Origin of the sequence: Jannaschia seohaensis (genome assembly GCF_900116765.1) — a bacterium.
Lineage (GTDB): Bacteria > Pseudomonadota > Alphaproteobacteria > Rhodobacterales > Rhodobacteraceae > Jannaschia > Jannaschia seohaensis.
In genome coordinates this window covers 27,982-54,436 of sequence record NZ_UETC01000016.1, presented here as the reverse complement: position 1 = coordinate 54,436, position 26,455 = coordinate 27,982, and the positions used below count along the sequence as shown (strand labels likewise).

Sequence of the window (26,455 nt, the reverse complement as noted above, 5' to 3'; positions counted from 1 at the left end):
AGCGGACGGCGCCCCTGCCCAGGCGTCGTTTTGCGGGTCTGCTTCGTCGCGAAGTGCCTTTCTGTCTGACCTTTTGCCGCCTACCCTGACGCCAACAGGCCAGCGGAGCGACCATGCCCGACACGATCACATTCACCCTGGATGGCGAGACCGTCCAGGCCCGCCCCGGCGAGACCATCTGGGAGGTCGCGAACGGCCGGGGCCTCGTGATCCCACATCTTTGCCATAAACCCGCGCCGGGCTATCGCCCCGACGGGAATTGCCGCGCCTGCATGGTCGAGATCGAGGGGGAGCGGACGCTCGCCGCCTCCTGCATCCGGGAGCCGACCGATGGCATGGTCGTCACCACCCATAGCGCCCGCGCCAAGAGTGCCCGCAAGATGGTGATCGAGATGCTGCTCGCCGACCAGCCCGAGCGGGACGCGGCGCATGACCGCTCGTCGCATCTATGGGACATGGCCGAGGCCAATGGCATCGCCGAAAGCCGCCTGCCCACCCTGGAAGCGGAGCGCATCCCCCTGCTCGACGACAGCCATGTCGCGATGCGCGTCAATCTCGATGCCTGCATTCAATGCGGCCTCTGCGTGCGCGCCTGCCGCGAAGTGCAGGTCAATGACGTGATCGGCATGGCCGGGCGCGGGCATGACGCCTATCCGGTCTTCGATTTCGACGACCCGATGGGCGAAAGCACCTGCGTCGCCTGCGGCGAATGTGTCCAGGCCTGCCCGACCGGCGCGCTGATGGAGGCGTCAATAGTCGACGCCCGGCAAATCGGCGATTCGGCCGATTGGGACCGGGAGACCAAGTCGATCTGCCCGTTCTGCGGCGTCGGCTGCCAAGTCTCGCTCAAGTCCAAGGGGGACCGGATCGTCAAGGTCGATGGCATCGACGGGCCCGCCAATGAAGGTCGGCTTTGCGTCAAGGGCCGCTTCGGCTTCGACTACATCCACCACCCCCACCGCCTGACGGTGCCGCTGATCCGCCGCGACGACGCGCCGGCCAAGGGCCTGAACGTCGATCCGGGCAATCTGTCCACCCATTTCCGCAAAGCGACCTGGGAAGAGGCGCTGGAGGCCGCCGCAGCGGGGCTGCGTGGCCGGGGGCGCGAGGTGGCGGGCTTCGGCTCGGCCAAATGCTCCAACGAAGAGGCGTATCTCTTTCAGAAGTTCATCCGCCAGGGCTTCGGCCACAACAATGTCGACCACTGCACCCGGCTCTGCCACGCCTCCTCGGTCGCGGCGCTGCTGGAGAATGTCGGCTCCGGCGCCGTGACAGCGACCTTCAACGAGATCGAGAACGCCGATGTCGCCATCGTCATCGGCGCCAACCCGGTAGAGAACCACCCCGTCGCCGCCACCTATTTCAAGCAATTCGCCAAGCGCGGCGGTAAGCTGATCGTGATGGATCCGCGGGGTCAGGCGCTCAAGCGCCACGCGGCGCATATGGTGCAGTTCCGCCCCGGCGCGGATGTGGCGCTGCTGAACTCGATCATGCACGTGATCGCCGATGAGGGGCTGACGGACCGCCAGTATATCGAGGCGATGACCGAGAACTGGGAGGCGCAGAAGGCCCATCTGGAGGGCTTCGCCCCCGAGAAGATGACCGGCCTGACCGGGATCGACGCCGACACCGTGCGCGCCGTGGCGCGGACCTTCGCGGGCGCAAAGGCCGCGATGATCTTCTGGGGCATGGGCGTGTCGCAGCATATCCACGGCACCGACAACTCCCGCTGCCTGATCTCGCTCGCGCTGATGACGGGTCAGGTCGGGCGGCCCGGCGCGGGGCTGCACCCGCTCAGGGGACAGAACAACGTGCAGGGCGCCTCCGATGCGGGGCTGATTCCGATGTTCCTGCCGGACTACGCCTCGGTGCTATCGGAGGAGGTGCGGGAGAAATACGCGGGCCTCTGGGGCGATGAAGGCGGCCATGGCGGCGAGATCGTCGCGGAAAAGGGCCTGACCGTCACCGAGATCCTGGGCGCGGTCCATGACGACCGGATCAAGGCGATGTACATCCTGGGCGAGAACCCGGCCATGTCGGACCCCGACCTGGACCATGCCCGCGCTGCCCTCGCCAAGTTGGACCATCTGGTGGTGCAGGACATCTTCCTGACCGAGACGGCCAATTATGCCGATGTCATCCTGCCCGCCTCGGCCTTCGCGGAAAAGGCGGGGACCGTCACCAATACCAACCGGCAAGTCCAGATGGGCCGCCCCGCCGTGCCGCCCCCGGGCGAGGCGCGCCAAGACTGGTGGATCGTCACCGAGCTGGCGAAGCGTTGCGGTCTCGACTGGCGCTACACCCATCCGCGCGACGTCTTCGCCGAGATGAAGCAGGTGATGCCGTCCCTCGACAACATCACCTGGGCGCGGCTGGAGGACGAGGGCGCGGTCACCTATCCGTCGCTATCGCCCGAAGATCCTGGCCAGCCCATCGTCTTCGCCGACGGCTTCCCGAGGGCCGGAGGCCGAGCGCGCTTCACCCCCGCCGACGTGATTCCACCCGACGAGACCCCGGACGCCGAGTATCCGATGATCCTGACCACGGGACGGCAGCTGGAGCATTGGCATACCGGCTCCATGACCCGACGCGCCACCGTGCTCGACGCCGTTGAGCCCGAGGCGAACTGCTCGCTCCACCCCTCGACCCTGCGCAAGCTGGGCGTGGCACCGGGCGGCACGGTTCGGCTGACGACGCGGCGCGGCTCGGTAACGCTGCTGGCACGGATGGACCGCGCGGTGGCGCCGGACATGGTCTTCCTGCCCTTCGCCTATGTGGAAGCCGCGGCGAACCTCCTGACGAACCCGGCTCTGGACCCGTTCGGCAAGATCCCCGAATTCAAGTTCTCGGCGGTCAAGGTCGAAGCAGCCGAGCCGATCGCGGCCGAATAAAGCGAGAAAGGGGGAGACCCATCGCCTCCCCCTCCCACAACACACTCGAGAAAAGACGGCACATCGGTCGGAGACCATAATGCCGCCGCACCGTCTCCTGACATAGTGCATCGAACCCGGTTGACCTATTGCAGATCGAGGTAAACCGGATACCACTGACGCAACGTCATTTAAGAGCCACACAAGGCAGTCTTATTCCGCGGCCAGCCGCGTGATCAGGACCGTCACTTCAGGCCGTTTTCCGACCTCGTCCTGGGCGACCTTACGCACGCCCTTGATGATCAGATCTTCGAGCTTTTCGTCATCGCCCGCCGTGCGCGTGTCGATCCGGGCCAGTTGCCGGGCGAGGTAGTCCTCCATCCGGTCCGCCAAAGGTCCGCCCTTGTCCATCTCCGGCAGGCCGCGCAGATCGACCCAGGTGTCTTCTAGAACCTCGTCGTCATCGTCGACCATGACCGCGACCACGGCATGGCCGTTCAGCGCCATGCGGAGACGATCCCGAACGACGCCGTCGAACTGCCCCACCAGCTCCGAGCCGTCGAGATAGGTCCGCCCCGTCTCAACGTGATCGACCACTTCGGGCTGATTGCCCGCCAGGTCCACCATCGTGCCGTTCGGCGCCAGCACGCCCACCCGGCCCAGCCGATCGGCCAGCTTGGCGTGTTCACGAAGATGTCGATGCTCGCCATGCATGGGAATGACGATCTGCGGATCGACGAGCTGATGCACGGTCTCCAGGTCCGGGCGGTTGGCATGGCCCGAGACGTGGTAGAGCCCATCCGCCTCGGTCACCACATCCACCCCCAGTTCGGAGAGGTTGTTCATGATGATCGCCACGTCCCGCTCGTTCCCCGGGATGGTCTTGGAGGAAAAGAGGAACGTGTCGCCGTCCTTCAACTCCATTCCGAAATACTTGCCGCGGCTCAGCTGCGCCGAGGCCGCCCGCCGCTCCCCCTGGGAGCCGGTGACGATCAGCATCAGGTTCTCGCGCGGAACCGAAGCGGCATCCTCGGGCGAAATCGTCTTGGGGAAATCCGTCAGGATCCCCTCCTCCACAGCGGCTTCGGTCATGCGGCGCATGGCGCGGCCCATCAGACAGATGGAGCGGCCCGCCGCCTCTCCGGCTTTGGCTAGCGATTGCAGCCGCGCCACGTTCGAGGCGAAGGTGGTCGCCACGAACATGCCCTTGGCCGATTTAACCAGGGGTTCCAGGTTCGGCTTCACCTCCGCCTCGGAGCGGCCGGGATGCTTGCTGAACACATTGGTCGAGTCGCAGACCAGCGCCCGCACCCCGCCCCGCGCGACCTCGGCCCAAAGCGCGTCATCGAAGGGCTCGCCCACGACGGGGGTACGGTCGATCTTGAAGTCGCCGGAATGGATGATGCGGCCCGCGGGCGTGTCGATGACCAGCGCAGCGCTCTCGGGGATGGAATGCGAGACGGGCAGGAAGCCCACCTTGAACGGCCCGGCCTCGATCTGCGCGGGCCAGGGATGCGCGGTCTTGACCAGACCGACATCCTGGCCCTTCTCGGCCAGCTTGCGGCGGGCGAGGTTGGCGGTGAACTTGCGGGCGTGGATGGGGGTCTTGAGATGCGGGCTGAGATGCCCGACACCGCCGACGTGATCCTCGTGGGCGTGGGTGATGAAAACGGCCTCCAGCCGGTCCAGCTTGTCGGTCAGCCAGGAGATATCCGGCAGGATCACATCCACGCCGGGGGTGCTGTCCATGTCCGGAAAGGCGATGCCCAGATCGACGAGGATCAGCCGCTCCGCCCCTTCCGGCCCGTAGCCGTAGACATAGGCATTCATGCCGATCTCGCCCGCCCCGCCGAGGGGGAGGTAGATGAGCCTGTCGCGTGCCATCCTAAATTTCCTTGTTGTATCGGTGGATCACGGTGAGGCCGTGCATCGTCAAGTCTTCTTCGAAGACATCAAATAGGGTGTCGCCCTGCTGGAACAAAGGGGCCAGCCCGCCCGTGGCGACGGTGCGCATCGGGCGGTCCCGTTCCGCCCGGATGCGGGCGGAGATCTCCTTGATGAGGCCGACATAGCCCCAGAAGATCCCGGACTGCATGCAGGCGACCGTGTTGGTGCCCACGACCCGCGTGGGCTGCGTGATGTCGACATGGGGCAGCGCGGCGGCGGCCATGTGGAGCGCCTCCAGGCTGAGATTGACGCCCGGCGCGATCACCCCGCCGACATAGGCGCCGTCATGGTCGACCACGTCGAAGGTGGTGGCGGTGCCGAAATCCACCACGATCAGGTCGCCGCCATGCCGGTCATGGGCGCCCGCGCTGTTGACCAGGCGGTCGGGCCCGACTGTGGTGCCGGCATCGACCCGGGGCGGGACCGGTAGCGCGCAGTCGGGCTTGCCCACGACCAGTGGACGCGTGTCGAAATAGCGGTCGCAGAGGACGCGCAGGTTGAACACCACCCGGGGCACGGTGCTGGAGATGATGCACTCGGTGATGGTCACGTCGATTCCGCGCAGCATCATCGAGGTACGCAGCCAAGTGTAATACTCGTCCGCCGTGCTCTGGTGATTGGTCGCCCGCCGCCAGGAGGCGACGAAGGCGGTGCCGTCCCAGATGCCGAAAACGGTGTTGGTGTTGCCACAATCGATGGTCAGGAGCATAGCGCGGCCTCCGTCTCTTCGCCCGGGACCGGTCCGAAGAAGATATCCGCCGCCGGGATGCGTCGCGGCCCCTCCGCAGTGCGGAGCACGAGCTGCCCGTCCTCGTCCACGTCCTCGAACGTGCCTTGGAGCGTCTCGCGCATGGTCCGCGCCGTGACGCCCTCCCCCAGCCGGGCGGCGCGGTGTAACCACGCCCTACGGATCGGCGCGAAGCCCCAGGTGACGAGCTCCGCCTCGCGGGCGGCGAAGGCGGGTGCCAGCGCGTCGAGCATCGCTTCGGGCGTGACGCGCAGACCCGTGGCTTCCAGCAGGGAGACGGGACGCACCGCCCCGGGCTCCACCTCGGCCGCACCCGGGGCGGCGACCAGATTGATGCCGATGCCCAGGATCAGCCGGTCTCCGGATCCCTCCAGCAGGATGCCGGCCAGCTTTCCGCCCTCCAGCAACACGTCGTTCGGCCATTTCAGCGTCAGTCCCGCCACGCCCATCCCGCTCAGCGCGTCATGGAGGGCCAGCGAAGCGGTGAAGCTGCGCAGCGCGTGCATGGCCGGGGCGCCACCGGGGCGCCAGGTCAGAGAGGCGGCGAAATTGCCCTCCGGCATCGACCAGGCCCGCCCGCGACGCCCGCGCGCGGCGGTCTGGCGGCGGGCCAGGATCCAGGTCGGACCCGGAGGCGCCCGGCGCGCGGCCTCGGCGGAGGTGCTGTCGGTGCTCTCCAGGACGACCCGATCGACGTCAGCGGGCCACGCCGCCACTCAGTTCACCAGCGTGGTGGCAGCGGCCAGGGCGGCACCTTCCAGCCCGAACATGTTGATGATGCCCACCAGCATGATCGCGGCGGAGGCGACCAGAGCGACCATCTGCACCAGCGGCATATCCCCATCGACCGGGCTCTCGGTCTTGCCGAAATACATGTAGAACACGATGCGGAGGTAGTAGAACGCCCCGATCACCGAGGCGATCACGCCCAGAACGGCCAGCCAGACCAGCCCCGCCTCGACCGCCGCCTGAAGCACCGCCAGCTTGGCGAAGAAGCCTAGCATCGGCGGAATGCCCGCCAGCGAGAACATCAGGACGAGCAGCGCCAGCGCCTTGCCCGGATGCTTGTCCGAGAGCTGATTCAGGGACCGGATATCGGTGGTCTCCATTCCGTCGCGGGTCATGCACAGGATGAAGGCGAAGGTGCCGATATTCATCACCACGTAGATCGCCATGTAGAGCAGCATCGCCTGGACGCCACCCGCCGTGCCGGCGGCCAGCCCCATCAGCGCATAGCCCATATGGGCGATCGACGAGTAGGCCATCAGCCGCTTGATATCGCGCTGCCCGATAGCGGCGATGGCGCCGACGAACATCGAGAGCACCGCGAGCAGCGCCACGATCTGCTGCCAGTCGCCGACCACACCGCCGAAGGCATCATGCACGACACGGGCGAACATCCCCATGGCGGCGACCTTCGGCGCGGTGGCGAAGAAGGTGGTCACCGGCGTGGGCGAACCCTCGTAGACGTCCGGCGTCCACATGTGGAACGGGGCCGCCGACACTTTGAACGCCATGCCGGAGATCATGAACACTAGGCCGAACAGCAGGCCCAGCGGGATGTCGCCATCGGTTGCGGCGGCGATCACGCCGGCGAAGTCGGTTGTGCCCGTATAGCCGTAGGTCAGCGAGATACCGTAGAGCAGCAGGCCCGAGGACAGCGCGCCGAGCACGAAGTATTTCAGACCCGCCTCGGTCGACTTGACGTGGTCGCGCCGCATGGACGCGGCGACGTAGAGCGACAGCGACTGAAGCTCCAGGCCCATATAGAGGGTCAGAAGGTTACCGGAGGACACCATCACCATCATGCCGATGACCGACAGCGTGATGAGGATCGGATACTCGAACTTCATCAGCCCCGCGCGCTCCATGTAGTCGGCGCTCAGGACGAGGACGATCGCGGCGGAGAGCAGGATGGTCACCTGCGCGAAACGGGCGAAGCTGTCCTTGACGATCATGCCGGAGAAGCCCGCGCCCAGGTCGTCCGAGAGCCCGACAAGCGCCGCCATCAGCACCAGCACGGCTGCCGTCACCCAGACCAAGGGCCGCGCCAGCGCGTCCTTCGTCGTGTAGACGGCCCCGATCAGCGCCACCATCGCGTAGACGGCCAGCAGGATCTCGGGGAGGATGAGTTCGAGGTCGGTAGCGGTCATGTCTCGGCCCTCAGTGGTCCGCATCCGCGACCGCGTGGTCGAGGATCAGGTCGGCGGTGGCGATCTGGTAGTCGGCGACCAACTCGGCCACGGAGGGGCCGATAATGTCGGTCAGAAGCGACGGGTAGACGCCAAGCAGGATGGTGAAGAAAACGAGTGGCGCGAAGATCGCCTTTTCGCGGGACGTCATGTCGGTGATCGAGCGAAGGCTCTCCTTGATGAGGTCCCCGAAGACCACCCGGCGATAGAGCCACAGCGCATAGCCCGCCGACAGGATCACGCCGGTACAGGCGACCAGAGCGACCCAGGTGTTGACCTGGAACACGCCGATCAGGGTCAGGAATTCTCCGACGAAGCCCGAGGTGCCCGGCAGGCCGACATTGGCCATGGTGAACAGCATGAAGACCAGCGCATAGGCGGGCATCCGGTTCACCAGACCGCCATAGGCGTCGATCTCGCGGGTGTGCATCCGGTCATAGATTACGCCGACGATCAGGAAGAGCGCGCCCGAAATGAAGCCGTGGGAGATCATCTGGAAGATCGCCCCATCCACCCCCTGCTGGTTGGCCGCGAAGATGCCCATTGTCACGAAACCCATATGGGCGACCGAAGAATAGGCGATCAGCTTCTTCATGTCCTCCTGCATCAGCGCGACGAGCGATGCGTAGACGATGGCGATGGCCGAGAGCCACAGCACCAGCGGCCCCATCACCTCGGACCCGACCGGGAACATCGGCAGGGAGAACCGCAGGAAGCCATAGCCGCCCATCTTCAGCAGGATCGCGGCCAGCACGACCGAGCCCGCGGTGGGCGCCTGGACGTGCGCGTCCGGCAGCCAGGTATGGACCGGCCACATCGGCATCTTGACGGCGAAGCTCGCGAAGAAGGCCAGCCACATCAGCGTCTGCGCGCCGCCGACGATGTTCAGGCCCAGCACGTTCAGCGGCGCATAGCTGAAATCATGGGCCAGCAGCGTCGGGATGTCGGTGGTGCCGGCATCGACATACATCGCGATCATCGCGATCAACATCAGCACCGAGCCGAGCAGCGTGTAGAGGAAGAACTTGAAGGAGGCGTAGATGCGATCCTTCCCGCCCCAGATGCCGATAATCAGAAACATCGGGATCAGGCCGGCTTCGAAGAAGAGGTAGAACAGGATCAGGTCGAGCGCACAGAACACGCCGATCATCAGCGTCTCAAGCACCAGGAAGGCGACCATATACTCCTTGACCTTGTGGGTGACGTCCCAGGCCGAGGCGATCACCAGCGGCATCAGGAAGGTCGTCAGCAACACAAAGGTGATCGAGATGCCGTCGACGCCCATCTTGTAGTTGAGGCCGAGCAGCCATTTCCGCTCCTCCACGAACTGGAAGCCCGTGTCCTGCGGGTCGAAGCCGAACAGCACGAAGAGCGACACGAGGAACGTGAAGCTGGTAGCGCCGAGCGCGAGCCATTTGGCGTTGCGCTGCGCCGCCTCGTCCTCGCCGCGCAGGAAGAGCGCGAGGATCAGCGCGGCGATCAGCGGCGTAAAAGTGACGATGGAGAGGAGGTTGGCCATGGCTTAGTTCCCCGCACCGATGGTCGTCCAGGTGATCAGGATCACGATCCCGATGACCATCGCGAAGGCATAGGTGAAGATGTATCCCGACTGCGCCTTGCTGAGCGCCTTGGTGAAGAACGGCACGATCCCCATCGCCAGCCCGTTGATCGAGCCGTCGATGACCGTCCCGTCTCCCCGTTTCCAGAGGAAGCGGCCCAACCACTTGGCGGAGCGGACGAAGACGTAGTCGTAGATCTCGTCGAAATACCACTTGTTGAAGATGAACTGATAGGCCGCCCCGGCATTGCGCGCCCAGATCCCCGGCAGTTCCGGCTTGCGGATGTAGAACATGTAGGCGGTGCCCAGGCCCAAGAGCATCGCCAGGAAGGGCGAGACCTTGACCCATTTCGGAACCAGATGCGCCTCGTGGATCACGTGGTTCTCAGGACCGACGAAGATCGCGCCCTGCCCCGGCTCCTGATGGCGCGGGTGCGCCTCCTCGGCTCCCTCTCCCGCGGCATGGGCCGCGCCGAGCGGGACGAGATCGTTGACGGCATATTCCGCCTCCGAGATCCCGAAGAACTTGTCGACCTTCTCCTGGCTTCCGAAATAGGGTCCGTAGAACACCATCCCCGCCAGCACCGAGCCCACGGCCAGCACGCCGAGCGGCGCGACCATGTTCATCGGGCTCTCATGGGCGTGCTCATGGGTGTGCTTGTCGCCCCGCGGCTTGCCGTAGAAGGTCAGGAACATCAGCCGCCAGGAATAGAAGCTGGTCATCGCGGCGGCCACGACCAGGATCCAGAAGGCGCCGGTATTGCCGACATAGGCCACCTCGATGATCGCATCCTTGGAGATGAACCCGGCAAAGCCCACCGGGAAGCCGATATAGAGAAGCGGGATACCCACGCCGGTGATCGCCAGCGTTCCGATCATCATCGCCCAGAAGGTGTAGGGGATCTTGTCCTTCAGACCGCCATAGTTCCGCATGTCCTGCTCGTGATGCATGGCATGGATGACGGAGCCCGCGCCGAGGAACAGCTGCGCCTTGAAGAAGGCGTGGGTCAGCAGGTGGAACATGGCGACCGAGTAGGCTCCAAGACCGGCGGCCACGAACATGTAGCCCAGCTGGGACATGGTGGAGTAGGCGATCACGCGCTTAATGTCGTTCTGCACCAGGCCGATCGTCGCCGCGACGAAGGCCGAGGCCGCGCCGATCACGACGACGAAGCCCATGGCGGAGGGCGCGAACTCCATGATCGGCGACATGCGGCAGACCAGGAAGACGCCCGCAGTGACCATGGTCGCCGCGTGGATCAGGGCCGACACCGGGGTCGGGCCCTCCATCGCGTCGGGCAGCCAGACATGCAGGCCCAACTGCGCCGATTTGCCCATGGCGCCGATGAACAGCAGGAAGGCGATGAGCTCCGCCGCGTTCCACGTGGTCCAGAGGAAGCTCAGCTCGGTCTCCGCGATCTCCGGCGCCATCTCGAAGATGGTCTGCAACTGGATCGTGTCGGTCACGTAGAAGATGGCGAAAATGCCCAGCAGGAAGCCGAAATCTCCGACCCGGTTGGCGATGAACGCCTTCATCGCGGCGGCACCGGCCGAGGGTTTGCGCCAGTAAAACCCGATCAGCAGGTAGGAAGCAACGCCTACGCCCTCCCAGCCGAAGAACAGCTGCAACAGGTTGTCCGCCGTCACCAGCATCAGCATCGCGAAGGTGAAGAAGGACAGATAGGCGAAGAAGCGCGGCTTGTAGACCTCGCCCTCCTTCCACTGCGGATCGTGATCCATGTAGCCGAAGCTGTAGACATGGACGAGCGCCGAGACCGTGGTGATCACGATCAGCATGGTCGCCGTCAGCCGGTCCATACGGATGGCCCATTCGGTGAACAGGCTGCCCGACTCGATCCAGGTCAGCAGCGGGATCGTCTCGGTGACACCATCATGGGAGAGGAACACGATCCAGCTGAGCAGCGCCGACAGAATCAGTAGGCCCGTAGCCGTGACCATGGCGGCCTGCTCGCCGATGAACTTCCAGCCGAAGCCGCAGATGATCGAGCCGACCAGGGGCGCGAGGAGGAGGATGGTTTCCATCTTTCGTTACCCCTTCATCACGTTGACGTCTTCGACGTCGATCGTGCCCTTGTTGCGGAAGAAGCAGACCAGGATGGCGAGGCCGATGGCCGCCTCGGCCGCGGCGACGGTCAGCACGAAGAGGGTGAAGACCTGCCCCGTCAGATCGCCCAAGAAGCCTGAGAAGGCGACGAAGTTGATGTTCACCGCCAGCAGCATCAATTCGATCGACATCAGGATGATGATGACGTTCTTCCGGTTCAGGAAGATGCCGAAGATCCCGATGACGAACAGTGCCGCCGCCACGGTGAGGTAGTGTTCCAGTCCGATCATCCGGTCGTCCCCTCGGGCCATTGCCCCGTCTTGGTCGCGGGGCCGTCCGCCCCGCCGTCTGTCATTCCAGCGCGAAGGCGTCCAGCCCCCCGCGCAAATCCGGGTGCAGCGCCGCGCAGGCGCAAGCCTCCCGCAGCATGGGCTCCACCCGGCTATCCTCGGCGACGCGATCCATTGCGGCGCTCAGGTCGTCCAGGTCGTAAAAGGCCGCGGCGCGGCCCGCATAGGTCTCGAACGCCTCCATCCCCGCGCGGCGGCGGTCGAATCGGCGGTCCTTGATGTTCTCTTCCCGCAACCGCGCGGTCATCAGCCGGTGGTCGCCGCAATCGGCGACCTTGAGGTCGGTATAGACGCCCTCCTGGCTCCACCACTCGATCCAGGACGCCCAATCCCCCGCCATCGCCTGATGCCGCGCCTCGCCCCCATAGGACGGGGTCGTGATGCGGCGGCATTGGGACAGGTCGAGCGCGAGGCCCGGGCCCGTCAGCGCCAGCAGGAAGAGGGCGACCAGGCGCACCTCAGAGCCCCTGCCCCGGCTTGACGTCATGCACCTCCATCGCCTTGGCCGGGTCGCGCCACATCTGATGCAGCACGTTCTGGCGCTTGACGTCCTTGCGGTGGCGCAGGGTCAGCGCGATGGCCCCGATCATCGCGACCAGCAGGATCAGGCCGGAGAGCTGGAATTGCAGGAAATACTCGTCATAGAGGACAAGGCCCAAAGCCGAGGTGTTCAGCGTCTCGGGCGGCGGGATATTGGACAGCCCATCGGCAACCACGACCCCCTCGGCCACGTCCCAGACGCCATAGGCGATGACCAGCTGCATCAGCAGCACGATCCCGATCAACCCGGCGAGCGGCACGTATTTCGCCATCTCCGCCTTGAGCGCGGCGAAATCGATGTCGAGCATCATCACCACGAACAGGAACAGCACCGCGACCGCGCCGACATAGACGATGATCAGCAGCATCGCCACGAACTCCGCCCCGATCAGCACGAAAAGGCCGGCCGTCGAAAGGAATGTCAGGATCAGCCAAAGCACCGAATGGACCGGGTTCCGGCTGAGCACCGTCATCAGGCCGCCGGTGATCGTGAGGATCGCGAACAGGTAGAACGCGAAGGTCAGGACAGTCATTCCGGCGTCTCCTCCAGCACTTCATTGGCGAGGCTCATCGCCTTGTTCATCGCGGGCAGGCCGCCGAACAGGCCCATCAGGCCGATTGCCTCGGCGATCTCCTGCTTGGTGGCGCCCTGCGCCACGGCTTGGCGCACGGTCATCCGAATCTGCGCCTCGGCCTGCGCCCCCAGGATGGTCAGCCCGCCCAGCGTCAGCAGCATCTTGGTCTTGGCGTCCAGCCCCTCGGGGTTCATCCCCTTGCCGGCGAACTGCTCGACCATGTCGCCGGGCATCGTCGGCCAGAGCTTCTCGAAGCCCTTGGGGGTGAAGCTCTCCAGCGCAGGGTTCATGGCCTTGGCCATGTCCTGCATCTGCTTGGTCCAGGCGGCGAAGGGGTTGTCGGTCATCTGTACGGCGCGTCCAGCTCAAGGTTCTTGGCGATCAGCGCTTCCCACCGCTCCCCGTTCGCGAGCAGCTTCTCCTTGTCGTAGAACAGTTCTTCCCGGGTCTCGGTGGCGAACTCGAAATTCGGGCCCTCGACGATGGCATCCACCGGGCAGGCCTCCTGACAGAAGCCGCAATAGATGCACTTCGTCATGTCAATGTCGTAGCGCGTCGTCCGGCGGGAGCCGTCGTCCCGCGGCTCGGCGTCGATGGTGATGGCCTGCGCGGGGCAGATCGCCTCGCAGAGCTTGCAGGCGATGCACCGTTCCTCGCCGTTGGGATAGCGGCGCAGGGCGTGCTCCCCCCGGAAGCGCGGGCTCAGCGGGCCCTTTTCGTGCGGATAGTTCAGCGTCGCCTTAGGCGCGAAGAAATACTTCAGCCCCAGCTTCATCCCGGTCCACATGTCCGCCAAAAGAAAATACTTGGCGCTGCGTTTCCAGTCGATCTGCGTGTCGGTGGTGGTCATTGGTCAGCCTCCGATCATCGGAAAGTTGCGTGCGGCCCGGGCCATCAGTTCACCATCGCCGCGACTTCGGGCCAACGCGCCCAGAACCCGCCCAGGATCTCGAACTTGGCGAGAAACGCGACCAGAACGACCCAGCCCAGCGAGAACGGCAGGAACACCTTCCAGCCCAGACGCATCAGCTGATCATAGCGGTAGCGGGGCACGATGGCCTTCACCATCGCGAAGAGGAAGAAGAAGAACGCCATCTTCGCCACCATCCAGACCGGCCCGTCGGGCAGGAACGGGATCGGCGACAGCCAGCCGCCGAAGAACAGCAGCGTAATCAGCGCGCACATCAGGAAGATCGCGATGTACTCCCCCGCCATGAACAGCAGGAAGGGCGTGGAGGAGTATTCGACCTGGTAGCCCGCGACCAGCTCCGACTCGGCCTCGGGCAGGTCGAAGGGCGGGCGGTTGGTCTCGGCCAGTGCCGAGATGAAGAACAGGAACACCATCGGCAGGTGCGGGAGCCAATACCAGCCGAAGAAGCCATAGGCCGTGTCCTGCGCCCGCACGATATCGCCGAAATTCAGCGAACCCGTCGACAGGATCACCCCGATGATGATCAGACCGATCGAGACCTCATAGGAGATCATCTGTGCAGCGGACCGCAGCGACCCGAGGAACGGGTATTTCGAGTTCGACGCCCAGCCGCCCATGATGACGCCGTAGACCTCCAGCGAGGAGATCGCGAAGACGTAAAGGATGGCGACGTTGATGTCGGACAGCACCCAGGTGTCGCTGAACGGAATCACCGCCCAGGCGATGAGCGCCAGCACGAAGGAGATCAGCGGCGCCAGCATGAACACGGTGCGATCCGCGCCCGCCGGGATCACGATCTCCTTGACGACGTATTTCAGCGCGTCGGCCACCGTCTGAAGCAGGCCGAAGACGCCCACCACGTTGGGGCCCCTGCGCATCTGGACGGCGGCCCAGATCTTCCTATCGCCGTAGACGAGGAACAGCAGCGAGACCATGACGAAGGTCACGACGCTCAGCACCTGAGCGAGGATCAGCAGGGCCAGTCCCGCCGGTGTCGCAAGAAAGTCAGCCATGTCGGTCCCTCATGGGTCTTGCCCCCCCACTCAGATCGTGGGGATGCCGCGGGCTTGGCAATCGTCGACCACCACTTCCGCATCGATCGTTCTCACCCCCCGTGGGAGGTCCGGCGACACGGTGTAAACCGCATCTCCGCTCCAAAGGCCAGCCCGTTCCTCGACGGATGTGCGCACATGACGCGCGAATCCGAAGCCCCGGATCAGCGCGTATTGCGCCGCCGCGCAGCGAGCGTAGTCGCTGACGTCCTCGCCGTCGCGCGCGCCTTCCATGCGGACGATCAGGTTGACCAGATTTTCCGCCAGAAGGCGCGTCTCCACACCTTGGTAGTCGGGGCGGAAGACGTTGATTTCCGGCAACTCCTCCATCTCGCACGCGGCACAGGCCAGGAGCGCCGCGCAAAGCGGCGCAGCCCGCATCACTCCGCGGCGATGGGCTGGGCATCGCGCCCCTTCGCCAGGGCGGCCAACTCGCCCATCAGCTTGGAGGCGCGCGCGATCGGGTTGGTAAGGTAGAACTCGTCCACGGCCGTCGTGAAGTCGCCCGCGCCCAACTCCGGCGCCGCGCCCAAGGCGCCCGCCTCGTTCACGGGCACCTGGTCGATCTCGCCCAGCTGCGGCGCCGTCTCGATCATCGCGCGGCGCAGCTGCGCCAGGCTGTCGAACGGCAATTGATGTCCCAACTCGGCCGAAAGCGCCCGGAGGATCGCCCAGTTCTCCTTGGCGTCGCCGGGGGCGAAGCCCGCGCGCAGGGCCAGTTGCGGACGCCCTTCGGTATTGACGAACAGCCCCTGCTCTTCCGTCCAGGCCGCGCCCGGCAGGATCACATCGGCGCGATGCGCGCCCCGGTCCCCATGCGAGCCCTGGTAGATGACGAAGGCGCCCTCGAGCACGTCCACCTCATCGGCTCCCAAGTTGTAGATAACGTCAGCGGCCAGCGCCTCGGCGATGCCGCCATCGCAGGTCGCGCCCACATCCATCGCTCCAACGCGACCGGCAGCCGTGTGCAGCACCAGCACCGATGCGCCCGCATCCGCCGCCATCGCCCGGATGACGGCGAGCACATCGGCCCCGTCCTCGCCCGTCAGAGCGCCTTGTCCGACGATGACGATTCCTTTGGTCTCGCGCTGACCGGAATGGTCCTGCGCGGCCAGCTTGGACAGCGCCTCGCGCCCGGTGCCGAGATCCACCGGTTCATAGGAGAGCTCCGCCGGAGCACCGATCCGCGCGACCTTGGCGCCGCGCAGCCACGCCTTGCGGATGCGCGCATTCAGCACCGGCGCCTCGACCGAAGGATCGGTCCCGATCAGGAGGATCGTCTCCGCATCGTCGATATCCTCGACCGCCGCGGTCCCGACATAGCCCGCGCGATCGCCGGCGGGCAGCTTCGCCCCATCGGTCCGGCACTCCGTCACACCGCCTAGAGAATCCATCAGCGATTTCAGCGCATAAGCCGCCTCGGTCGAGGCCAGATCGCCGACCAGACCGGCGACTTTCTTGCCCTTCATCGCCTCCGCCGCGGCCGAAAGCGCCTCGGGCCACGTCGCCGGCCGCAACCTGCCGTTCTCGCGCAGATAGGGCCGGTCCAGACGCTGCCGGCGCAGGCCGTCCCAGACGAAGCGGGTCTTGTCGCTGATCCACTCTTCGTTGGTGCCGTCATGGTTGCGCGGCAGGATGCGCATCACCTCGCGCCCTTTGGTATCGACCCGGATCGACGAGCCCAGCGCGTCCATCACATCGACCGTCTCGGTCTTGGTCAGCTCCCAGGGACGCGCAGTAAAGGCGTACGGCTTGGAGACCAGCGCACCCACCGGGCAAAGGTCGATGATGTTGCCCTGCATGTTCGACTTGAGCGTCTCTCCCAGATAGCTGGTAATCTCGCTATCCTCGCCCCGGCCTGTCTGGCCCATCTGGGTGATCCCGGCCACCTCGGTCGTGAAGCGAACGCAGCGGGTGCAGGAGATGCAGCGCGTCATATGCGTCTCGACCAGCGGGCCCAGGTCCAGGTCGACGGCCGCACGCTTGGGCTCGCGGTAGCGGGAGAAATCCACGCCATAGGCCATCGCCTGATCCTGCAGATCGCATTCCCCGCCCTGGTCGCAGATCGGACAGTCGAGCGGATGGTTGATGAGCAGGAATTCCATCACCCCCTCGCGGGCCTTCTTGACCATGGGCGAGTTCGTCTTGACCACCGGCGGCTGCCCCTCGGGCCCGGGACGCAGATCCTTGACCTGCATCGCGCAAGAGGCGGCGGGCTTCGGCGGGCCGCCCACCACTTCGACCAGGCACATCCGGCAATTGCCGGCGATCGACAGGCGCTCGTGATAGCAGAAGCGGGGGATCTCGATCCCGGCCTCCTCGCAGGCCTGGATCAGCGTCATCGCGGCGGGCACCTCGATCTCGTTGCCGTCGATCACGATTTTCTTGAGGTCGCTCATGGGAAGCTCCGGTCTCGGCGTTCGGGGGAGGTTCTACCCTCCCTCAACGCCCATGACCAGGAGGGGGTTCGCCGCAGGACGCGGGAATCGCGCGCCCCCGCCCGCCTCATCTTGCCGGAAATACCTCGGGGGGAGGCCGCAGGCCGGGGGGCAGAGCCCCCTCCCCGCCCGCCACGGGCGCTGTCACTTGGACAGAAGCCGCCCGATCTGGCTGTCGGCCGCAAGCTCCGCCTCGCCGACGCGGCAATGGGCCGCGACATCCCCGCGCCGCGCTCCCTTGGCTGCCAGCCGCGCGCGCGCGACCGCCTCCAGGCGGTCCTTGGCTGCATCGTCATCGATGAAGGCGTCGATCTCCGCATCGCTATAGCCCAGATCCCGCGCGGCGGCCTTGAGCGCCAGCAGATAGCGCAGGCCGCGAATCGTTCGCGCGTCGAGAGAGGGGCACAGCTCGCTGATCTCGTAGGCGATGCCGACCGTGATCAGCCCTTCGGTGATGCGCGGTTCCTGCTCCAACTCCGCAACGGCGGGCTGGGCGAAGAGAACGGCGAAGGCGAGGGCCAGGCGCGGCATGTCGGGTCTCCGGTGCTGTCCCGCCACCAGATCGGGCGCAGCCGGCTGTCATTCAATAGCCCGGGCGCCGCCACCGGCGCACGGCCGAGCGATCCGCTATCGGGCCAGGCAACGCCCGCTCAGCACGAGCACACCGTCTTCGAGCGGGATCTCCTCGACCGGGCGGTCCGGCCCTTCGGTCCATTCGATGTTGGAGCCGCCATAGCGTGTCAGACAGTAGCGGACCGCCTCGATCCGCGCCGCTTCCACGGCTTGGGGCGGAGCTCGGTCCGCACCGCGGGTCGCGACCATGAACCGCCGCGCGTCCTCGCCCGGCGAGGTCACGCGCGAGCGGAACCGGATGCCCTGCACCTCCTCCGCCGATCCGCGCAAGCTGCGACCGCCGAACAGACCGCTATCGCCCGACCCGATCCCGCCGCAGCCGGTCAGCGCCATGGCCGCGGCCAGCACCGATCCCGTCACCCTCATCCGTCGACCTCCAATAGCAGCGCCCCGATCTCGCTCCCCTCGGCGATCTCAGCCCGCCCCGCAGCACAGACGGCCGCTTCGGAGGCGCCGGTGGCCAGTCCATGTTTCGCTAGGAACGCGTCCTGCAACACCGCGATGGCCTCCGATGGATCCGCCATCTCCTCGGCCAGGATCCGCGGGGTGAAGCCATCCTCGGTCAAACGGTCTAGGATCTCGGCCGACAACTGGGAGATAGCGCCCAGATCCACCGATAGGCCAGCGCAGTTGACGGCCAGGATATTGGCGGTACTCGTCCGCATCACCGACTCGACGAAGTAGTCTGGCGCGGACCGAAGATCCTCCGCGGCGGCCGGGAGGGCCAGGGCAAGCGTAGCGGCGACGGCGAGCCTCATGAGACAACGCCCGCGATCACGGCCAACGCGGCCATTGCCAAGACGCAGACGGTGCCGGCCAGCCAGAAGGTGGAGCGCATCGGCTGATTCTCGGTACCGACATGGACGGCCACCATCGCGATCCGCGCGACAAGGAACAGCGACGCGAAGAGATTGACCCAAAAGGCTGACGCCCCGGTGAGGATGGCGGCGAGGAGCGCCGCGACGAAAGGGCCGGAGGTCTCGATGGCGTTCTGAAAGGCCCGGTGCCGGCGATAGGCGGGATCGGAATAGTCTCGCACCGGGTGGCCGCTCTCGGTCTTGGCCTTGGGCGCGCCCGAGACGGACAGCATCGACAGGCCCACCATCAGCACCGCCCAGAGCGCCAGCGCCACAAGCGCGTGCGAATAGGGTTCGAAGACCGCGCCGAACGACGCTCCCCCCGCCGGTTGAGCAGCGGCGGGCACGGCCATGGCGAAGACGGCCGCGCAAGGCCGGATGAGCCGTCGCGCGGCGTGGGTCACTGGGCAGCCACTGCCGGGCGGGAGGTCCGCTTGTGCTTGATCCGGTCCTCGATCTCGTCGCGGAAGTGGCGGATCAGCCCCTGGATCGGCCAGGCCGCCGCATCGCCCAGGGCGCAGATCGTGTGGCCCTCGACCTGCTTGGTCACGTCGAGCAGCATGTCGATCTCCTCGACCTCCGCTTCGCCGCGCACCAGGCGGTCCATGACCCGCATCATCCAACCCGTGCCCTCGCGGCAGGGCGTGCACTGGCCGCAGGATTCGTGCTTGTAGAACTTGCTCAGCCGCCAGATCGCCTTGATGATGTCGGTCGAGTTATCCATCACGATCACCGCCGCCGTGCCAAGGCCCGACCGCTGCTCGCGCAGGTAGTCGAAATCCATGATGGCGTCGCGCATGTCCTTGCCCGGGATCATCGGAACCGAAGACCCGCCGGGGATCACCGCCTTGAGGTTGTCCCACCCGCCGCGAATGCCGCCGCAATGGGTCTCGATCAGCTCCTCGAAGCTGATCGACATCGCCTCTTCGACGACGCAGGGCTTGTTCACATGGCCCGAGATCGCGAACAGCTTGGTGCCCGCGTTGTTCGGCCGCCCGAAGCTCGCGAACCATTCCGCGCCTCGGCGCAGGATGGTCGGCACAACGGCGATCGATTCGACGTTGTTGACGGTGGTCGGGCAGCCATAGAGCCCCGCGCCCGCCGGGAAGGGCGGCTTCATGCGCGGCATGCCCTTCTTGCCCTCCAGGCTCTCGATCAGGGCCGTTTCTTCGCCGCAGATATAGGCGCCCGCCCCGTGATGCAGGTAGAGGTCGAAATCCCAGCCCGACTTGCAGGCGTTCTTGCCGATCAGCCCGGCCTCATAGGCCTCGTCGATGGCGTTCTGCAGCGCTTCCTTCTCGCGGATATATTCGCCGCGGATGTAAATGTAGCAGGCATGCGCCCCCATCGCGAAGGAGGCGATCAGCGCCCCCTCGACCAGCGTGTGGGGATCGTGGCGCATGATCTCCCGGTCCTTGCAGGTCCCGGGCTCGGATTCGTCGGCGTTGATGACCAGATAGGCCGGACGCCCGTCGCTCTCCTTGGGCATGAAGGACCACTTCAGACCGGTCGGGAACCCGGCACCGCCGCGCCCGCGCAGGCCGCTCGCCTTCATGATCTCGACGATCTTGTCGCGCCCCAGCGCGATCAGATCCTTGGTCCCGTCCCAATGCCCCCGGGCCTGCGCGCCCCTCAGCGAGCGATCGTGCATCCCGTAGATATTGGTGAAGATCCGGTCCTGATCCTTCAGCATGCGTCTACTCCTCTTCGCGGCGCATCCGGCGCACGCGCAGCAACATGATAAGCGCCCAGGCCAGGGCGGCCAATGCGACGAGATCGGCCAGAGCCAGCCACCGCGCAGGAATGCCGAACGCGGCCCCCGCCCACTGAAGCGGAAGCCAGATCGCGAACGTTCCGAGGATCGTCAGTGCGACGTTACGCTGCGCCGTGGCAATGCGCTTTTGGAGGTCCGAGGGGCCGGTCATTTCGACCCCTCTTCAACAGGTCGCGCCCGGCGGCGTCAAGCGCGACGGGGCGCCGCGCGGCGTCGCCGCGCGCGCGGCGCTGGTCTTACTTGCCGCCCGCAAGCTCCTTGGCCTGCGACACCCAATCGTCACGGCTCACCCGGCCCCGGAAGCCTTCCAGGTTCTCATCGACCCAGGCGACTTCCTTGTCGGTCCAGGCGGCGATCTGATCGAAGGTCCAGAACCCCATGGAGTTCAGCACGCCTTCCAGCTTGGGCCCCACGCCCTTGATCTTCTTGAGATCGTCGCCGCCGCCCTCGGGTGCGGCGTCCAGGGTCATGGGCTTGCCGGCCTCTTCGGGCGCGGCCGGGGCGCTGGCGGCGACGGTGGAGGAGACGGTGGGGGAGACGTCCGCAGCTGCGCTGCCGCTCTCAGCCGCAGGGGCCGGCGCCGTGCCCACGGTCACCGGGGCGCCTCCGGCCAGTGCCGCCTCGTTCAGCGAGATCCGGCCGGGGGCCTCGCCCTCGAAGGGCTGCGGCGGCTCGGGCGAGACGATCTGGCCGTTGAGCGGGGTCGGATGAAGCATCGTTTTCGGATCGGCCGTGACGCCGATGGGCCGCGCGACGGCCGGATCGCCGGCATTGATCGGCGCGGGCGACGGCACGATGGTCGCGGGCTCGGCCTCGATCGTCCCCGTGATCGGCTGACGGTGCGACGGCCCGTTGAACCCCCGGCCCGAATCGGTGTCCGAGATCATCGACACGTCGACCGCCGCCTTGTGGGGCGACGGCTTATTGAGATCGCGCGGACGCATCGCGGACAGGTCAATGGCGAGCCCGCCCCCCGCCGTGCCCATCGCCCGCGTCGTCGACTCGTGGGGGAGAGCATCGCTCGGGCCGGTCTTGCCGACGGTCAGCGCGAGCACCGTGCCGAGGACGCCCAGGACCACAATCCCGGCAAAAGCGCCCTGGATAAAGGTCCAGCCGCCCAAAACGAGCAGTGCGCCAAAGGTCGCCACGCCCGCGAGAGCAGCCACACCCCAGGTGGTGGCTGCCGCTTCCATAGCCGGGATCGGACGGATTTGTTGTTGCATATCAATGCTCCCCATATGTCACGGGGAGCGGGCGGTCAGTCGACCTCTCCCCGATCGTGGCGCGCGGAGAACTCCGTTTCTCCGCCCTCGGCAAGGATCTTAGCCTGTTTCACCCATTCGTCACGAGTCACGCGTCCTTTGAATCCTTCAAGGTTCTGATCGACCCAGGCGACTTCCTCCGCCGACCAGGCCGCGATCTGGTCGAAATGGTAGAAACCGAGGCGGTTGCATAGCGCCGCCAGCTTGGGTCCGATCCCGCTGATCCGCGTCAGATCGTCGGCGCCGCTCTCGCGCGGGGCGCTCAGGGTCTCGGGCTTGACCGGGGCCGTGTCGCCGGTCGGCGCATCGGCAACGGCACCTTGCTCGGGCTTGCCCTTCGGCATGGCGTCGGAGCCTCGGACATTGGCAGCGCCGTCGCTCGCATCGCCGCGGTCACGCGGGGCCGGCTCCTGACCGGGGGTGCGGCCGCCCTGCGGGCCGTCGGGTCCGTCGGGGCCCAGAAGCGTGCTCCGCGAGGCCGTGACCGGATCGGGATCGGCCTCAGCGGCCCCCTGCCACGGCGCCTTGAAAGGCACCTCGGTCCCGTCGATACGCTTGACCGTGTCGCCGATTTCGGTGGCCAGCGCGACCGACGCGTTCTGGTCGTGGTCGCGGTTCTCCGCATAGGCCGTCAGCGAGGTCGCGCCTCCCAGAGGCTCGGAGGTGAAGCGCCCGTTCTGCGGCCCCGGCACCGGCACTTCGCCCGCGCGGAACTGATCCAGCATCTCGGAGAACCGCTGCGGCGTCAGGTCCTCGTAATAGTCCTTGCCGATTTGCGCCATCGGCGCGTTGGAGCAGGCGCCGAGGCACTCGACCTCTTCCCAGCTCAGCTTGCCGTCCTCGGAAATCTCATGCGGACGCTTGGCGATCTTTTCCTTGCAGACGGCGACCAGATCCTCTGCGCCGCAGATCATGCAGGAGGTGGTTCCGCAGATCTGGATATGGGCAACAGAGCCCACCGGCTGAAGCTGGAACATGAAGTAGAAGGTCGCGACCTCCAGCACGCGGATATAGGCCATGCCCAGCATCTCCGCGACATGCTCCATCGCGGGGCGGGTCAGCCAGCCCTCCTGCTCCTGCGCGCGCCAGAGCAAAGGGATCACGGCGCTGGCCTGACGGCCTTCGGGATATTTGGTGATCTGCGCCTCGGCCCATTTCTGGTTGGCCGGGGTGAAGGCAAAGGTCTCGGGCTGATCTTTGTGGAGGCGGCGGAGCATGGGGTCCTCGCGAATGGTCTGGATTGCGTCTTAACGCGCAAGGACCGCGCGCGAAAGGGCACGGCGGCTGCGACTAGAAGTATCGGAGGGTGAGCAGGACGCAGACGATCACCAAGCCGAAGGCGGGCACCTGCGCCCGGTCGCAAAAGCGCACGAAGCGCCCGCTATGCGAGCCCCGCCCCATGGAGACGAGGAACACGGTCAGGGCCAAGACTGCCGCTAGCGGCGTTATCAGGTAGAGGGCCCATGCGAGCACCGAGGCCGCCGAAGCGGGATCGGACGCCATGTCGCGCGCCCCGTCCCGTCCAGGTCAGCGATCGATCTCGCCAAACACCACGTCGAGCGTGCCGATGATCGCCGCCACGTCGGCCAGCTGGTGGCCCTTGGCGACGTGGTCCATCGCCTGCAAGTGCAGATAGCCCGGCGCGCGCAGCTTGGCCCGGTAGGGTTTGTTGGTTCCGTCCGAGACCATGTAGACGCCGAACTCGCCCTTGGGTGCCTCGACGGCGGCATAGACCTCGCCGGGGGGCACGTGGAAGCCCTCGGTATAAAGCTTGAAGTGATGGATCAGACTCTCCATCGAGGTCTTCATCTCGCCGCGCTTGGGCGGGGTCATCTTGCCCCGGGCCAGGACGTCGCCCTGCCCCTCCGGCGCGCGCAGCTTCTCGATGGCCTGGAGCATGATCGACACCGACTGCCGCATCTCCTCCATGCGGACGAGATAGCGGTCGTAGCAGTCGCCGTTCTTGCCCGTCGGGATCTTGAAGTCGAACTCGTCGTAGCACTCGTAGGGCTGAGCGCGGCGCAGGTCCCAGGCGAGGCCGGAGCCGCGGGCCATCACGCCGGAGAAGCCCCAATCCATCACCTCCTCCTCGGAGACGATGGCGATATCGACATTGCGCTGCTTGAAGATCCGATTCTCGGTCAGGAGTTCGTCGATATCCTGCATCACAGCCGGAAAACTGTGGCACCAGGCCTCGATGTCGTCGAGCAACTCGGGCGTCAGGTCCTGATGTACGCCGCCGGGCCGGAAATAGGCGGCGTGGAGCCGCGCGCCGCAGGCCCGCTCGTAGAAGACCATAAGCTTCTCGCGCTCCTCGAAGCCCCAGAGCGGCGGGGTCAGCGCGCCCACATCCATGGCCTGCGTGGTCACGTTCAGCAGATGCGACAGGATGCGCCCGATCTCGCAGAAGAGTACGCGAATCAGCTGGGCGCGGCGCGGCACCTCGGTGCCGGTCAGCCGCTCGATGGCGAGGCACCAGGCATGTTCCTGGTTCATCGGCGCAACGTAGTCGAGCCGGTCGAGATAGGGCAGGTTTTGCAGGTAGGTCCGGCTCTCCATCAACTTCTCAGTGCCGCGGTGGAGCAGGCCGATATGCGGGTCGCAGCGCTCCACGATCTCGCCGTCGAGTTCCAGCACGAGGCGCAGCACGCCATGCGCCGCCGGGTGCTGGGGGCCGAAGTTGATGTTGAAGTTGCGGATCTTCTGCTCGCCGGTGAGGGCGTCTTCGTAGCCGCGCGGGTTCAGGTCGCCGTCCATCATATCCGTCTCCTCACCCGTCCAGATCCGAGGCGCCCATCGTGCGGAACACCTTGGTCAAAAGTTTCCAGTTTCCGTCGACACGCACGAAGCCCAGGTGATCCTCGTAACGGCGCGGGGGCACGTCGACCCAGAGATGCACGCGCGCGATCTCCTCGCCGGCGACGTCGATGCTTAGGATCTCCGCCGAGACATCCCCGGGAAAGGCGTCGCGCCCGCGCACGCGGTCGAGATAGGACGCCTTGTCCCAGAAATTCGCACCGCCCTCGGCGGTGATCTCGGTCATCTGAAAGCGGTCGTGGCAGATCGCCTCGAAGATCTCGGGGCGCGCCTTGTAGACGCCTTCGCAATATTGCTGGGCCAGGTCCCGGATGGCGGCCTCGCCCGCAGTGGCTCCATCCTTCATTTGGAGCCCCCCTTCTCGTCGCCGGGCAGCACGTATTCCGCGCCCTCCCAAGGGGACATGAAGTCGAACTGCCGGTATTCCTGCGTCAGCGAGACCGGCTCATAGACGACGCGCTTCTGCACTTCGTCGTAGCGGACCTCGGTATAGCCCGTGGTCGGGAAGTCCTTGCGCAGAGGATACCCGCGGAAGCCGTAATCGGTCAGGATGCGGCGCAGGTCCGGGTGGCCCGAGAACAGGATGCCGAACATGTCGAACACCTCCCGCTCGAACCAGTTGGCGGCGGGGTATATGTCGGTAATGGAGGGGACGATCTCCTCCTCGCGGACATAGGTTTTCACGCGAATCCGCTGATTCCGGTACATCGACAGGAAGTGATAGACGACGCAGAACCGCTTTTGATCGCCGGGATAGTCGATCGCGGTGATGTCGACGAGCGTGGCGAAGCGGCACTGCTCGTCGGTCTTGAGGAAGTCCACCAGGGCCGGGATGTCGGCCGGCTGCGCCTCGACGGTCAGCTCGCCCAGCGTGATCGCGGTCGATTCGACCAGATCGGGCTGGCGCAGCTCCAGGTGGTCGAGAAGTTCCTTCAGTTGCTCTTCCATGACCCTCTCCTCAGCGAACCAGTGTGCCGGTCCGGCGGATCTTCCGCTGGAGCTGGAGCAGCCCGTAAAGCAGCGCCTCGGCGGTCGGCGGGCAGCCCGGCACGTAGAGGTCCACCGGCACGATCCGGTCACAGCCGCGCACCACGCTATAGCTGTAATGGTAATAGCCGCCGCCATTCGCACAGGACCCCATCGAGAGGACATAGCGCGGCTCGGGCATCTGGTCGTAGACCTTGCGCAGCGCCGGCGCCATCTTGTTGGTCAGCGTCCCGGCCACGATCATCAGGTCGGACTGGCGTGGAGAGGCGCGGGGCGCCGTCCCGAACCGCTCCATATCGTAGCGCGGCATGGCGGTATGCATCATCTCGACCGCGCAGCAGGCGAGGCCGAACGTCATCCAGTGCAGCGAGCCGGTGCGCGCCCAGTTGATGATGTCCTCGGTCGAGGTCAGCAAGAATCCCTTGTCCTGAAGCTCGCGGTTCAGGAGCTGGGTCGCATGCTCCTTGTCTGCGCCTGCGGTGTTCAGAGATGTCTGCACGCCCATAGCTTGCTCCTGGCTGAGGGCGGGACGCGGTCTGACGACGCCCCGGTCAATCTGCGGTCTAGCGCGCGGCCCTTGGGGGGTCAACGCGGCCCTCCCGAGATGTGGGGACGGCACGCGCCCCGCCCACCGCGACGGATCGTAGCGCCGCCGACAGGGCGCGTCCCCTGCCCCGGCAAGACGGGAGCCGCACCCGTTCAAGCAGGCATATTCCGCCGTCCCTGTCTATCGGCCTGCGGCCCGAGCGGCCAGCGGGCGCGTCAGACCGGAATGATCTCGTCGGGCCCGGACCGGCGCCGCGCCCCGCGGAAGGGACCACCGTGACAACATGGGCCAAGGCGCGAACGGCTTGAACGA

28 protein-coding genes are annotated in these 26,455 nt (G+C 66.1%); 1 reads left to right on the top strand and 27 read right to left on the bottom strand.

Annotated elements, in window-relative coordinates; genetic code table 11:
* Positions 1 to 113 precede the first annotated feature (113 nt).
* The gene (gene fdhF / locus DTQ71_RS20510; protein ID WP_109566169.1) at positions 114 to 2,891 is read left to right on the top strand and encodes a formate dehydrogenase subunit alpha; all 2,778 of its coding nucleotides are present in this window, start codon (positions 114 to 116) and stop codon (positions 2,889 to 2,891) included.
* 192 nt (positions 2,892 to 3,083) lie between these two features.
* Here fdhF and DTQ71_RS20505 read toward each other — a convergent pair whose 3' ends face one another.
* The 27 genes from DTQ71_RS20505 to DTQ71_RS20375 form a co-directional block, all read right to left on the bottom strand.
* Complete coding sequence (locus tag DTQ71_RS20505) at positions 3,084 to 4,754, bottom strand: ribonuclease J (RefSeq protein ID WP_109566168.1); 1,671 nt, start codon at positions 4,752 to 4,754, stop codon at positions 3,084 to 3,086.
* A gap of 1 nt (position 4,755) precedes the next feature.
* Positions 4,756 to 5,526, bottom strand: a complete 771-nt coding sequence (locus DTQ71_RS20500) for a type III pantothenate kinase (protein WP_109566167.1) — start codon at positions 5,524 to 5,526, stop codon at positions 4,756 to 4,758.
* Complete coding sequence (locus DTQ71_RS20495) at positions 5,517 to 6,281, bottom strand: biotin--[acetyl-CoA-carboxylase] ligase (protein WP_109566166.1); 765 nt, start codon at positions 6,279 to 6,281, stop codon at positions 5,517 to 5,519. Before DTQ71_RS20495 ends, DTQ71_RS20500 begins: the two co-directional genes overlap by 10 nt.
* Positions 6,282 to 7,718 carry an NADH-quinone oxidoreductase subunit NuoN gene (gene nuoN / locus DTQ71_RS20490; RefSeq protein WP_109566165.1) on the bottom strand — a complete coding sequence of 479 codons (1,437 nt, stop codon included), beginning with the start codon at positions 7,716 to 7,718 and terminating at the stop codon, positions 6,282 to 6,284.
* 10 nt (positions 7,719 to 7,728) lie between these two features.
* Positions 7,729 to 9,276, bottom strand: coding sequence for an NADH-quinone oxidoreductase subunit M (locus tag DTQ71_RS20485; protein WP_109566164.1), 1,548 nt, complete (start codon positions 9,274 to 9,276; stop codon positions 7,729 to 7,731).
* Between the two features lie 3 nt (positions 9,277 to 9,279).
* Complete coding sequence (nuoL, locus tag DTQ71_RS20480; RefSeq protein ID WP_109566163.1) at positions 9,280 to 11,358, bottom strand: NADH-quinone oxidoreductase subunit L; 2,079 nt, start codon at positions 11,356 to 11,358, stop codon at positions 9,280 to 9,282.
* Positions 11,359 to 11,364: 6 nt separating this feature from the next.
* Complete coding sequence (gene nuoK, locus DTQ71_RS20475; RefSeq protein WP_109566162.1) at positions 11,365 to 11,670, bottom strand: NADH-quinone oxidoreductase subunit NuoK; 306 nt, start codon at positions 11,668 to 11,670, stop codon at positions 11,365 to 11,367.
* Positions 11,671 to 11,731: 61 nt separating this feature from the next.
* Positions 11,732 to 12,187, bottom strand: a complete 456-nt coding sequence (locus DTQ71_RS20470; RefSeq protein ID WP_109566161.1) for a hypothetical protein — start codon at positions 12,185 to 12,187, stop codon at positions 11,732 to 11,734.
* A 1-nt stretch (position 12,188) separates the two neighbouring features.
* Positions 12,189 to 12,803, bottom strand: coding sequence for an NADH-quinone oxidoreductase subunit J (locus DTQ71_RS20465; RefSeq protein WP_109566160.1), 615 nt, complete (start codon positions 12,801 to 12,803; stop codon positions 12,189 to 12,191).
* Positions 12,800 to 13,192, bottom strand: coding sequence for a carboxymuconolactone decarboxylase family protein (locus DTQ71_RS20460; protein ID WP_109566159.1), 393 nt, complete (start codon positions 13,190 to 13,192; stop codon positions 12,800 to 12,802). Before DTQ71_RS20460 ends, DTQ71_RS20465 begins: the two co-directional genes overlap by 4 nt.
* The gene (nuoI, locus tag DTQ71_RS20455; RefSeq protein WP_109566158.1) at positions 13,189 to 13,695 is read right to left on the bottom strand and encodes an NADH-quinone oxidoreductase subunit NuoI; all 507 of its coding nucleotides are present in this window, start codon (positions 13,693 to 13,695) and stop codon (positions 13,189 to 13,191) included. The genes DTQ71_RS20460 and nuoI overlap by 4 nt, the downstream gene beginning before the upstream one ends.
* 44 nt (positions 13,696 to 13,739) lie before the next feature.
* Positions 13,740 to 14,789, bottom strand: coding sequence for an NADH-quinone oxidoreductase subunit NuoH (gene nuoH, locus DTQ71_RS20450; RefSeq protein ID WP_109566157.1), 1,050 nt, complete (start codon positions 14,787 to 14,789; stop codon positions 13,740 to 13,742).
* Positions 14,790 to 14,819: 30 nt separating this feature from the next.
* Complete coding sequence (locus DTQ71_RS20445) at positions 14,820 to 15,209, bottom strand: hypothetical protein (protein ID WP_172500073.1); 390 nt, start codon at positions 15,207 to 15,209, stop codon at positions 14,820 to 14,822.
* Positions 15,209 to 17,227 carry an NADH-quinone oxidoreductase subunit NuoG gene (gene nuoG, locus DTQ71_RS20440; protein ID WP_109566155.1) on the bottom strand — a complete coding sequence of 673 codons (2,019 nt, stop codon included), beginning with the start codon at positions 17,225 to 17,227 and terminating at the stop codon, positions 15,209 to 15,211. The genes DTQ71_RS20445 and nuoG overlap by 1 nt, the downstream gene beginning before the upstream one ends.
* Positions 17,228 to 17,410: 183 nt before the next feature.
* Positions 17,411 to 17,797 (bottom strand): DUF5333 domain-containing protein, encoded by a 387-nt coding sequence (locus DTQ71_RS20435; RefSeq protein WP_109566154.1) that lies wholly within the window; start codon positions 17,795 to 17,797, stop codon positions 17,411 to 17,413.
* Between the two features lie 96 nt (positions 17,798 to 17,893).
* On the bottom strand, positions 17,894 to 18,265 hold the full coding sequence (locus tag DTQ71_RS20430) for a hypothetical protein (RefSeq protein ID WP_109566153.1): 372 nt from the start codon (positions 18,263 to 18,265) through the stop codon (positions 17,894 to 17,896).
* Positions 18,262 to 18,657 carry a DUF5333 family protein gene (locus DTQ71_RS20425; protein ID WP_109566152.1) on the bottom strand — a complete coding sequence of 132 codons (396 nt, stop codon included), beginning with the start codon at positions 18,655 to 18,657 and terminating at the stop codon, positions 18,262 to 18,264. Before DTQ71_RS20425 ends, DTQ71_RS20430 begins: the two co-directional genes overlap by 4 nt.
* Complete coding sequence (locus tag DTQ71_RS20420) at positions 18,654 to 19,109, bottom strand: MAPEG family protein (protein ID WP_109566205.1); 456 nt, start codon at positions 19,107 to 19,109, stop codon at positions 18,654 to 18,656. Before DTQ71_RS20420 ends, DTQ71_RS20425 begins: the two co-directional genes overlap by 4 nt.
* A 47-nt stretch (positions 19,110 to 19,156) precedes the next feature.
* Complete coding sequence (gene nuoF, locus DTQ71_RS20415) at positions 19,157 to 20,449, bottom strand: NADH-quinone oxidoreductase subunit NuoF (protein WP_109566151.1); 1,293 nt, start codon at positions 20,447 to 20,449, stop codon at positions 19,157 to 19,159.
* Positions 20,450 to 20,453: 4 nt separating this feature from the next.
* Positions 20,454 to 20,681: a DUF5337 family protein gene (locus DTQ71_RS20410; protein WP_109566150.1), complete on the bottom strand. Its 228-nt coding sequence runs from the start codon at positions 20,679 to 20,681 to the stop codon at positions 20,454 to 20,456.
* 85 nt (positions 20,682 to 20,766) lie between these two features.
* Positions 20,767 to 21,723 carry an NADH-quinone oxidoreductase subunit E gene (locus DTQ71_RS24445; RefSeq protein ID WP_245947673.1) on the bottom strand — a complete coding sequence of 319 codons (957 nt, stop codon included), beginning with the start codon at positions 21,721 to 21,723 and terminating at the stop codon, positions 20,767 to 20,769.
* Positions 21,724 to 21,788: 65 nt separating this feature from the next.
* Positions 21,789 to 23,009 (bottom strand): NADH-quinone oxidoreductase subunit E, encoded by a 1,221-nt coding sequence (locus DTQ71_RS20400; protein WP_109566149.1) that lies wholly within the window; start codon positions 23,007 to 23,009, stop codon positions 21,789 to 21,791.
* 73 nt (positions 23,010 to 23,082) lie between these two features.
* Positions 23,083 to 23,295 carry a hypothetical protein gene (locus DTQ71_RS20395; RefSeq protein WP_109566148.1) on the bottom strand — a complete coding sequence of 71 codons (213 nt, stop codon included), beginning with the start codon at positions 23,293 to 23,295 and terminating at the stop codon, positions 23,083 to 23,085.
* A gap of 24 nt (positions 23,296 to 23,319) precedes the next feature.
* Positions 23,320 to 24,552 (bottom strand): NADH-quinone oxidoreductase subunit D, encoded by a 1,233-nt coding sequence (locus tag DTQ71_RS20390; RefSeq protein ID WP_109566147.1) that lies wholly within the window; start codon positions 24,550 to 24,552, stop codon positions 23,320 to 23,322.
* Between the two features lie 10 nt (positions 24,553 to 24,562).
* The gene (locus DTQ71_RS20385; RefSeq protein WP_109566146.1) at positions 24,563 to 24,955 is read right to left on the bottom strand and encodes a nuclear transport factor 2 family protein; all 393 of its coding nucleotides are present in this window, start codon (positions 24,953 to 24,955) and stop codon (positions 24,563 to 24,565) included.
* A complete protein-coding gene (locus DTQ71_RS20380; RefSeq protein ID WP_109566145.1) occupies positions 24,952 to 25,557 on the bottom strand; it encodes an NADH-quinone oxidoreductase subunit C in 606 nt (201 codons plus the stop codon). Before DTQ71_RS20380 ends, DTQ71_RS20385 begins: the two co-directional genes overlap by 4 nt.
* Before the next feature lie 10 nt (positions 25,558 to 25,567).
* Entirely contained in the window at positions 25,568 to 26,101 is a 534-nt protein-coding gene (locus DTQ71_RS20375; protein ID WP_109566144.1) for a NuoB/complex I 20 kDa subunit family protein, read from the bottom strand.
* Positions 26,102 to 26,455 lie beyond the last annotated feature (354 nt).

Excerpts from the sequence above, each read along its gene's own strand:
- DTQ71_RS20380 (WP_109566145.1), bottom strand. The coding sequence starts at position 25,557 with ATGGAAGAGCAACTGAAGGAACTTCTCGACCACCTGGAGCTGCGCCAG.
- nuoL (WP_109566163.1), bottom strand. The coding sequence starts at position 11,358 with ATGGAAACCATCCTCCTCCTCGCGCCCCTGGTCGGCTCGATCATCTGC.
- DTQ71_RS20430 (WP_109566153.1), bottom strand. The coding sequence starts at position 18,265 with ATGAGGGTGACGGGATCGGTGCTGGCCGCGGCCATGGCGCTGACCGGC.
- DTQ71_RS20385 (WP_109566146.1), bottom strand. The coding sequence starts at position 24,955 with ATGAAGGATGGAGCCACTGCGGGCGAGGCCGCCATCCGGGACCTGGCC.
- DTQ71_RS20375 (WP_109566144.1), bottom strand. The coding sequence starts at position 26,101 with ATGGGCGTGCAGACATCTCTGAACACCGCAGGCGCAGACAAGGAGCAT.
- fdhF (WP_109566169.1), top strand. The coding sequence starts at position 114 with ATGCCCGACACGATCACATTCACCCTGGATGGCGAGACCGTCCAGGCC.
- DTQ71_RS20400 (WP_109566149.1), bottom strand. The coding sequence starts at position 23,009 with ATGCTCCGCCGCCTCCACAAAGATCAGCCCGAGACCTTTGCCTTCACC.
- DTQ71_RS20505 (WP_109566168.1), bottom strand. The coding sequence starts at position 4,754 with ATGGCACGCGACAGGCTCATCTACCTCCCCCTCGGCGGGGCGGGCGAG.
- DTQ71_RS20460 (WP_109566159.1), bottom strand. The coding sequence starts at position 13,192 with ATGACCGACAACCCCTTCGCCGCCTGGACCAAGCAGATGCAGGACATG.
- nuoF (WP_109566151.1), bottom strand. The coding sequence starts at position 20,449 with ATGCTGAAGGATCAGGACCGGATCTTCACCAATATCTACGGGATGCAC.
- DTQ71_RS20465 (WP_109566160.1), bottom strand. The coding sequence starts at position 12,803 with ATGACTGTCCTGACCTTCGCGTTCTACCTGTTCGCGATCCTCACGATC.
- nuoG (WP_109566155.1), bottom strand. The coding sequence starts at position 17,227 with ATGAGCGACCTCAAGAAAATCGTGATCGACGGCAACGAGATCGAGGTG.
- DTQ71_RS20425 (WP_109566152.1), bottom strand. The coding sequence starts at position 18,657 with ATGAGGCTCGCCGTCGCCGCTACGCTTGCCCTGGCCCTCCCGGCCGCC.
- DTQ71_RS20500 (WP_109566167.1), bottom strand. The coding sequence starts at position 5,526 with ATGCTCCTGACCATCGATTGTGGCAACACCAACACCGTTTTCGGCATC.
- nuoH (WP_109566157.1), bottom strand. The coding sequence starts at position 14,789 with ATGGCTGACTTTCTTGCGACACCGGCGGGACTGGCCCTGCTGATCCTC.
- DTQ71_RS20410 (WP_109566150.1), bottom strand. The coding sequence starts at position 20,681 with ATGACCGGCCCCTCGGACCTCCAAAAGCGCATTGCCACGGCGCAGCGT.
- DTQ71_RS20445 (WP_172500073.1), bottom strand. The coding sequence starts at position 15,209 with ATGCGGGCTGCGCCGCTTTGCGCGGCGCTCCTGGCCTGTGCCGCGTGC.
- DTQ71_RS20435 (WP_109566154.1), bottom strand. The coding sequence starts at position 17,797 with ATGCCGCGCCTGGCCCTCGCCTTCGCCGTTCTCTTCGCCCAGCCCGCC.
- DTQ71_RS20485 (WP_109566164.1), bottom strand. The coding sequence starts at position 9,276 with ATGGCCAACCTCCTCTCCATCGTCACTTTTACGCCGCTGATCGCCGCG.
- nuoK (WP_109566162.1), bottom strand. The coding sequence starts at position 11,670 with ATGATCGGACTGGAACACTACCTCACCGTGGCGGCGGCACTGTTCGTC.
- DTQ71_RS20395 (WP_109566148.1), bottom strand. The coding sequence starts at position 23,295 with ATGGCGTCCGATCCCGCTTCGGCGGCCTCGGTGCTCGCATGGGCCCTC.
- DTQ71_RS20390 (WP_109566147.1), bottom strand. The coding sequence starts at position 24,552 with ATGATGGACGGCGACCTGAACCCGCGCGGCTACGAAGACGCCCTCACC.
- nuoN (WP_109566165.1), bottom strand. The coding sequence starts at position 7,718 with ATGACCGCTACCGACCTCGAACTCATCCTCCCCGAGATCCTGCTGGCC.
- DTQ71_RS24445 (WP_245947673.1), bottom strand. The coding sequence starts at position 21,723 with ATGGAAGCGGCAGCCACCACCTGGGGTGTGGCTGCTCTCGCGGGCGTG.
- nuoI (WP_109566158.1), bottom strand. The coding sequence starts at position 13,695 with ATGACCACCACCGACACGCAGATCGACTGGAAACGCAGCGCCAAGTAT.
- DTQ71_RS20420 (WP_109566205.1), bottom strand. The coding sequence starts at position 19,109 with ATGGCCGTGCCCGCCGCTGCTCAACCGGCGGGGGGAGCGTCGTTCGGC.